6 protein-coding genes are annotated in these 6,583 nt (G+C 68.9%); 2 read left to right on the forward strand and 4 right to left on the reverse strand.

Going from position 1 to position 6,583, the window contains the following annotated elements:
• The 4 genes from clpA to VGT80_RS11260 all read right to left on the reverse strand — a co-directional run.
• Positions 1-1,973: ATP-dependent Clp protease ATP-binding subunit ClpA (gene clpA / locus VGT80_RS11245; protein ID WP_327455812.1), on the reverse strand; the 1,973-nt coding region annotated here is incomplete at its 3' end.
• A gap of 6 nt (positions 1,974-1,979) precedes the next feature.
• Entirely contained in the window at positions 1,980-2,309 is a 330-nt protein-coding gene (gene clpS, locus VGT80_RS11250; RefSeq protein ID WP_327455814.1) for an ATP-dependent Clp protease adapter ClpS, read from the reverse strand.
• Positions 2,310-2,456: 147 nt separating this feature from the next.
• Positions 2,457-3,731 carry a DNA polymerase IV gene (locus tag VGT80_RS11255; RefSeq protein WP_327455816.1) on the reverse strand — a complete coding sequence of 425 codons (1,275 nt, stop codon included), beginning with the start codon at positions 3,729-3,731 and terminating at the stop codon, positions 2,457-2,459.
• Between the two features lie 8 nt (positions 3,732-3,739).
• On the reverse strand, positions 3,740-4,633 hold the full coding sequence (locus tag VGT80_RS11260; protein WP_327455818.1) for an ROK family protein: 894 nt from the start codon (positions 4,631-4,633) through the stop codon (positions 3,740-3,742).
• A gap of 86 nt (positions 4,634-4,719) precedes the next feature.
• Here VGT80_RS11260 and VGT80_RS11265 point away from each other — a divergent pair, with 86 nt between their 5' ends.
• Entirely contained in the window at positions 4,720-6,249 is a 1,530-nt protein-coding gene (locus VGT80_RS11265) for a hypothetical protein (protein ID WP_327455820.1), read from the forward strand.
• A 123-nt stretch (positions 6,250-6,372) separates the two neighbouring features.
• Positions 6,373-6,583, forward strand: a 211-nt coding sequence (locus VGT80_RS11270) for an AAA family ATPase (RefSeq protein ID WP_327455822.1), incomplete at its 3' end; no start/stop codon positions are given.

The raw sequence follows: 6,583 nt of genomic DNA on the forward strand, positions 1-6,583 counted from the left end.
GTCAGGGCGTGGAAGTTCACCACCGCGTCGAGGCGGTTGCGGAACTCCGGGGTGAACACCCGCTTGATCGCCTCCTCGGCCTCGTCGTCCTGCTTGCCGCGGCCGAAGCCGATGGAGTTGCGCTGGGCGTCGGAGGCGCCGGCGTTGGTGGTCATGATCAGGACCACGTTGCGGAAGTCGATCTTCTTGCCGTTGGAGTCGGTGAGCTGGCCGTTGTCCATCACCTGCAAGAGGATGTTGTAGACGTCGGGGTGGGCCTTCTCGATCTCGTCCAGCAGGACCACGGCGTGCGGATGCTGGTCGACCGCGTCGGTGAGCAGGCCGCCCTGGTCGAAGCCCACATAGCCGGGGGGCGCGCCGATCAGCCGGCTGACCGTGTGGCGCTCCATATATTCGCTCATGTCGAAGCGCAGCAGCTCGATCCCCAGCGTCGCCGCCAGCTGGCGGGCGGTCTCGGTCTTGCCGGTGCCGGTCGGGCCGGTGAACAGGTAGCAGCCGATCGGCTTGTTGTTATCGCGCAGGCCGGCGCGGGCCATCTTCATGGCGGCCGAGAGCTGCTCGATGGCGCCGTCCTGGCCATAGACCGCCCGCTTGAGGTCGGTCTCCAGCTGCTTCAGGGCCTCGGTGTCGGACTTGGACACCGACTTCGGCGGGATGCGCGCGATCTTGGCGACCACGGATTCCACTTCCTTCAGGCCGATGGTCTTCTTCCGCTTGCTCTCGGGCAGCAGCATCTGGGAGGCGCCGGCCTCATCGATGATGTCGATGGCCTTGTCGGGCAGCTTGCGGTCGTTGATGTACTTGGCCGACAGCTCCACCGCCGCGCGGATGGCGTCGTTGGTGTAGCGGAGCTTGTGGAACTCCTCGTAGTAGGTCTTCAGGCCCTTGAGGATCTTCACCGTGTCCTCGATCGTCGGCTCGTTGACGTCGATCTTCTGGAAGCGGCGGACCAGGGCGCGGTCCTTCTCGAAGTGCTGGCGGAACTCCTTGTAGGTGGTCGAGCCCATGCACCGCAGGGTGCCCGAGGCGAGCGCCGGCTTCAGCAGGTTGGAGGCGTCCATCGCCCCGCCCGAGGTGGCGCCGGCGCCGATCACCGTGTGGATCTCGTCGATGAACAGGATCGCGTCGGCGTGGTTCTCCAGCTCCTTGACGACCTGCTTCACCCGCTCCTCGAAGTCGCCGCGGTAGCGGGTGCCGGCGAGAAGCGCGCCCATGTCGAGCGAGAAGATGGTCGCCCCGGCCAGCACGTCGGGGACTTCGTGGTTGATGATCTTGCGGGCCAGCCCTTCGGCGATGGCGGTCTTGCCGACGCCCGGGTCGCCGACCAGCAGCGGGTTGTTCTTGGTCCGCCGGCAGAGGATCTGGATGCAGCGCTCGACCTCGACCGCGCGGCCGATCAGCGGATCGACCTTACCCTGCTTGGCCTTCTCGTTGAGGTTGATGCAGTAGGCCTCGAGCGCCTCGCCGCCGGTCTTGACGGTGGGCTTCTCGTCGTCCTCGGCGCCCTTGACGGGCTTGGCCTCGCCGGCGCCGGCCTTCTTGGCGATGCCGTGGGCGATGTAGTTGACCGCGTCGTAGCGGGTCATGTCCTGCTCCTGCAGGAAATAGGCGGCGTGGCTCTCGCGCTCGGAGAAGATCGCCACCAGCACATTGGCGCCGGTGACTTCCTCGCGGCCGGAGGACTGCACGTGGATGACCGCGCGCTGGATGACCCGCTGGAAGCCGGCGGTGGGCTTGGCGTCCTCGCCGTCGTCGACGACCAGCGAGCGCAGCTCGTTATCTACATAGTTGGTGAGCGTGGTGCGGAGCGCCGGCAGATCCACGTCGCAGGCGCGCATGACCGAGGCCGCGTCCTCGTCGTCGACGAGGCTCAACAGCAGATGCTCAAGCGTGGCGTATTCGTGCTTGCGCTGGTTGGCGTAGGCGACGGCGCGGTGAAGGGATTCTTCGAGCTGGCGCGAGAATGAAGGCAAGTGCCTCTAATCCTTTTCCATGGTGCACTGCAGCGGGTGTTGGTGCCGCCTTGCGGTATCAACGACCTGCGCGACTTTTGTTTCCGCCACTTCGTAGGTGTACACGCCGCAGACGCCGACCCCGTGTTGATGGACGTGGAGCATGATACGAGTCGCATCTTCGCGCGACTTGTTGAAGAACTGTTCAAGAACATAGACCACGAACTCCATGGGAGTGTAGTCGTCGTTCAAGATCAGAACCCTATACATCGAGGGTTTTTGCGTCTTCGGCTTGGTCTGGGTGACAATGGCGGTCCGGACGTCGGCGCCTTGATCACCCTGTTTACGTTCCGCCATCGAACGATTCTCCTGGCGCCGACCAAGCGTCGTCCCTCGATGATTAGATATGTAAAACATTCGCATATGGAAGGGCTGAATCGCCACGGGGCGCCGCGATAGCGGGCAACTGCGCCAAATCGCGGCGCTTGGGCGCAGGCGGTGTGATCAATCCGCCTCACCGCGGTTTTTCAGCCGCAGGATCCGTCCCGAGGTCACCGCCTGCGCGCCGAATCGGGCCCGCAGCTTGTCGAGGGTGCGTTCGCCGGCCAGGGCGCGGGCCTCGTCGCCGGCGAAGAAGTCGGCCTCGACGCTGTCCGCCTCCACCAGATCGGCGATGCCGATGCCGATCAGCCGCCACGGCCGGCCCGTCGCCTCGCGGGCCAGCAGCTCGCGGCCGACCGCGAACAGGGTCCTGGCGGTCTGGGTCGGGATGGCGATGGTGCGCCGGCGGGTGACGATCCTGAAGTCGGTGGTGCGCAGTTTCAGGGTCACGACGCGGCCGGCGAGGCCGTCGGCGCGGGCGTGGCGGGCGACCTTCTCGCAGAGCGGCGCGAGCTTGTCCTCGAGGTCGGCGAGGCCCGAAAGGTCGTGCTCGAAGGTGGTCTCGGCGCTGATCGCCTTGCGCGCCTCGTTGGGATTGACCGGCCGGGCGTCGCGGCCCAGGGCGAGCTGGCCCAGCCGCAGGCCATGGGCGCCCCAGTGCTCGATCAGGTCCTTCGGATCGGCGCGGGCCAGGTCGCCCACCGTGCGGTAGCCGGCCTTCTCCAGGCTGGCGACCATGGCCGGGCCGACGCCGGGCAGGATGGCGACCTTGCGGGGGCCGAGGAAATCCTGCGCCTCCGCGGCGCCGATCACCGAGAAGCCGCGGGGCTTGTCGAGATCCGAGGCGATCTTGGCCAGGAACTTGTTGGCCGCCAGGCCGATGGACACCGTCAGCCCGGTCTCAGCCTCGATGCGCGCCTGCAGCTTGGCGAGCGTCACCGCCGGCGGCGCGCCGTGCAGGCGCTCGGTGCCCGAGAGGTCCATCCAGGCCTCGTCCAGCGACAGGTTCTGGATCAGGGGGGTCAGCTCGCCCGCCATGCCGAGGATGCGGCGGCTCTCGGCCCGGTACTTGGTGAAGTCGGGCTTGATGACCACCGCCTGGGGGCAGGCCTGCAGCGCCTTGAACATCGGCATGGCCGAGCGGACGCCAAAGATGCGGGCGATGTAGCAGCAGGTGGTGACCACGCCGCGCTTGCCGCCGCCGACGATCACCGGCCGGTCGCGCAGCTCCGGGCGGTCGCGCTTCTCCACCGAGGCATAGAAGGCGTCGCAGTCCATGTGGGCGATGGCCAGCTGGTCGAGCTCGGCGTGCGCCACGACGCGCGGCGAGCCGCAGGTGGGGCAGCGGCGAACCGGCGCCTGGCCGGTCCAGAAGCAGTCGCGGCAGAAGGCCTTCATGGCCAAGGTCATTGGTCTGGGGGCCACAGCCAGGCCGCCCCGCGCACGCCGGACGAATCGCCGTGCAGGGCCTTCGCCACCGGCGTCTCGAAGAGGTCGGAGAAGACGTGCGGCGCGATGGCGGCGGGCAGGGGGGCGTAGAGTTCGTCCACATTGGAGACGCCGCCGGCCAGGACGATGATGTCCGGGTCGAGGATGTTGCAGACCACCGCCAGCGCGCGGCCCAGGCGGTCGACATAGGCGCCGAGCGCCGCCTGCGCCGAGGCGTCGCCCGCCCGCGCCGCGGAGACCGTCGCCTGGCCATCGGCCCCGGCCCGCCAGCTGCGCCCCAGGCCGGTTCCGGAGATCCACAGTTCCAGGCAGCCCTGGTGGCCGCACCAGCAGGTCGGCCCCGGCCATTCCTGCGCGCTCGGCCAGGGCAGGGGCGTGTGGCCCCATTCGCCGGCGATGCCGTTGTGGCCGGCCAGCAAACGCCCATCGACGGTGACGCCCGCGCCGCACCCGGTGCCCAGGATCGCGGCGAACACCACGTTCGCGCCGGCCGCAGCCCCATCCGTCGCCTCCGACAGGGCGAGGCAGTTGGCGTCGTTGGCCAGCCGAACGGGCCGGCCCATCACCCGCTCCAGGTCGGCCTGCAGCGGCCTGCCGTTCAGGTGGGTGGAGTTGGCGTTGCGGATCAGGCCGGTGGTCGGGTTGGGCGAGCCGGGGATGCCGATTCCCACCGAGGCGCCGGCGACGCCCGCCTGACGCTCCGCCTCCGCCACCAGTTCGCCGACGGCGCTCAGGCTGTCGTCATAGGAGCCCGGCGAGGGCCCGCGCACGCGCGCCCGGAAGCGGCCCTCGGCGTCCAGGGCCGCGGCCTCGATCTTGGTCCCGCCGAAGTCCACGCCGATGCGGATCATGGGCCGTGATATACCTGATCTGTTCGCCAACCGCGGCGGTTCGACGTAAAGCCGGGCTTCACCTACGCTGCCTAGCCTCGGGGCCCATGACCGTCATCGCCCAATTCGCCAAAGCCCGGGCCGTCGCCGACTGGCCGCCGTTGCGCCGCCTCTCCGATGTGCTGGGCACGCTGTCTCCGGCGGCGCTGTTCTCCACGCTCCTGGCCATGGGGATGGTGCTCTACCAGGCGACGATCTTCAACGACCCGGACACCTTCTGGCACATCGCCGCCGGCGGCTGGATGATCGACCACCGCCAGGTGCTGCATAAGGATATCTTCTCCTTCAGCTATCCCGGCCGGCCGTGGGCGAGCCACGAGTGGCTGGCCGAGATCGTCATGGCGGGCGCCTACCGGCTGGCGGGATGGAGCGGCGTGCTGCTGCTGTTCGCCGGCGCGATCGGGGTTGCGGCCTGGCTGCTGGGCCGCGGCGTGGCGCGATGGCTGGGGCCGCTCGGCCAGGGGGTGGCGCTGATCGCCGCCTTCCTGGTGATCGGGCCGACGGTGCTGGCCCGCCCACACCTCTTGATGCTGCCGATCCTGGTCGCCTGGACGCTGGAGATGCTGGCCGCCCGGGAGGCGAACCGCGCCCCGCACGGGTGGATGGCGATCCTGATGGTCGCCTGGGCCAATCTGCACGGCAGCTTCGTCTTCGGCTTCGTGCTGGCCGGCGGGTTCGGTCTCGAGGCCCTGACCGCGCCCGGCGCCGACCGGTGGAAGGTGATCCGCGACTGGGGCCTGTTCGGCGGCCTGATCGCCTTGGCCGCGCTCGCCACCCCGCACGGGATTTCCGGCCTGATCGCGCCCTTCCAGATCATGCTGATGGGCACGCTCAACCAGATCATCGAGTGGAAGCCCGCCAACTTCACGACCTTCACGCCGTTCGAGGGCGCGATCCTGGTGACCCTGCTGGTATGCCTCGCCAAAGGCGTGCGGATCCCGCTGATCCGGGTGATCCTGCTGCTGTTCATCCTGCACATGGCCCTGCAGCATCAGCGCCACCAGCTGGTGATCGCGGTGATCGCGCCCTTGCTGCTGGCCCAGCCGATCGGCCGCGCCTTCGGCCGCGCGGCGGCGCAGGACAAGCCCGTGACGGTCGCGGCCAAGGTCTTCCTGGCCGGCTTCGTCGTCGCCATGGCCATCGTCCGGCTGGTCATCCCGGCGACGCGCGGGGACGACGCCATCACCCCGGTCTCGGCCCTGGCCCACGTGCCGCCGGCGCTGGCCGCGCGGCCGGTGTTCAACGCCTACAACTTCGGCGGCTATCTGATCTTCAAGGGCGTGAAGCCGTTCATCGACGGGCGCGCGGACATGTACGGCGACGCCTTCGTCAAGCGCTACACCCAGGCCAACAACGCCGAGCAACCGGCGCTGGACCAGGTGCTGAAACAGTACGACATCGCCTGGACCATCACTCAGCCGCGCGAGGGTATCGTGGCGGCGCTCGAACGGCGCCCGAACTGGAAGCGCATCTACGCCGACAAGTACGCCGTGGTGCTGGCCCGGACGGATGCGCTGGGGGCCCCAGTCCAAACGCTCATCCCGGCGAAGGCCGGGACCCAGACCAAAGGGCGCTGAGGCGGGCTGGATCGCTGCGCGGCGGGCCGGTGCAGGTCGAGGAACGAAGATCAAGCTTGGCCGTTCTCGCGGGAGGGGGAGCATGACCGCCACGGGGCTCCCGAGCTTCAGGGAGGTTCCAGCATGCCAGCCACGCTTCACATCATCTTCGGGCCCTGCGCCGCAGGGAAGACGACCTACGCCCACGCCCTGGCCCGCCGCGAGGGCGCTGTGCCCTTCGTCCTCGACGAGTGGGGCGCGCGCCTGTTCGGCCCCGACGTCCAGGGCCCCCTCGATTTCGGGTGGATGCTGGAGCGCCTGGCCCGCTGCAACGCGCTGATCTGGTCGACCGCGA

Origin of the sequence: Phenylobacterium sp., from assembly GCF_035944335.1 — a bacterium.
In the GTDB taxonomy this organism is placed as follows: Bacteria; Pseudomonadota; Alphaproteobacteria; order Caulobacterales; family Caulobacteraceae; genus Phenylobacterium.

Bases quoted from the DNA above. Each gene is read 5' to 3' on its own strand.
- clpS (WP_327455814.1), bottom strand. From the start codon at position 2,309: ATGGCGGAACGTAAACAGGGTGATCAAGGCGCCGACGTCCGGACCGCC.
- VGT80_RS11255 (WP_327455816.1), bottom strand. From the start codon at position 3,731: ATGAAGGCCTTCTGCCGCGACTGCTTCTGGACCGGCCAGGCGCCGGTT.
- VGT80_RS11260 (WP_327455818.1), bottom strand. From the start codon at position 4,633: ATGATCCGCATCGGCGTGGACTTCGGCGGGACCAAGATCGAGGCCGCG.
- VGT80_RS11265 (WP_327455820.1), top strand. From the start codon at position 4,720: ATGACCGTCATCGCCCAATTCGCCAAAGCCCGGGCCGTCGCCGACTGG.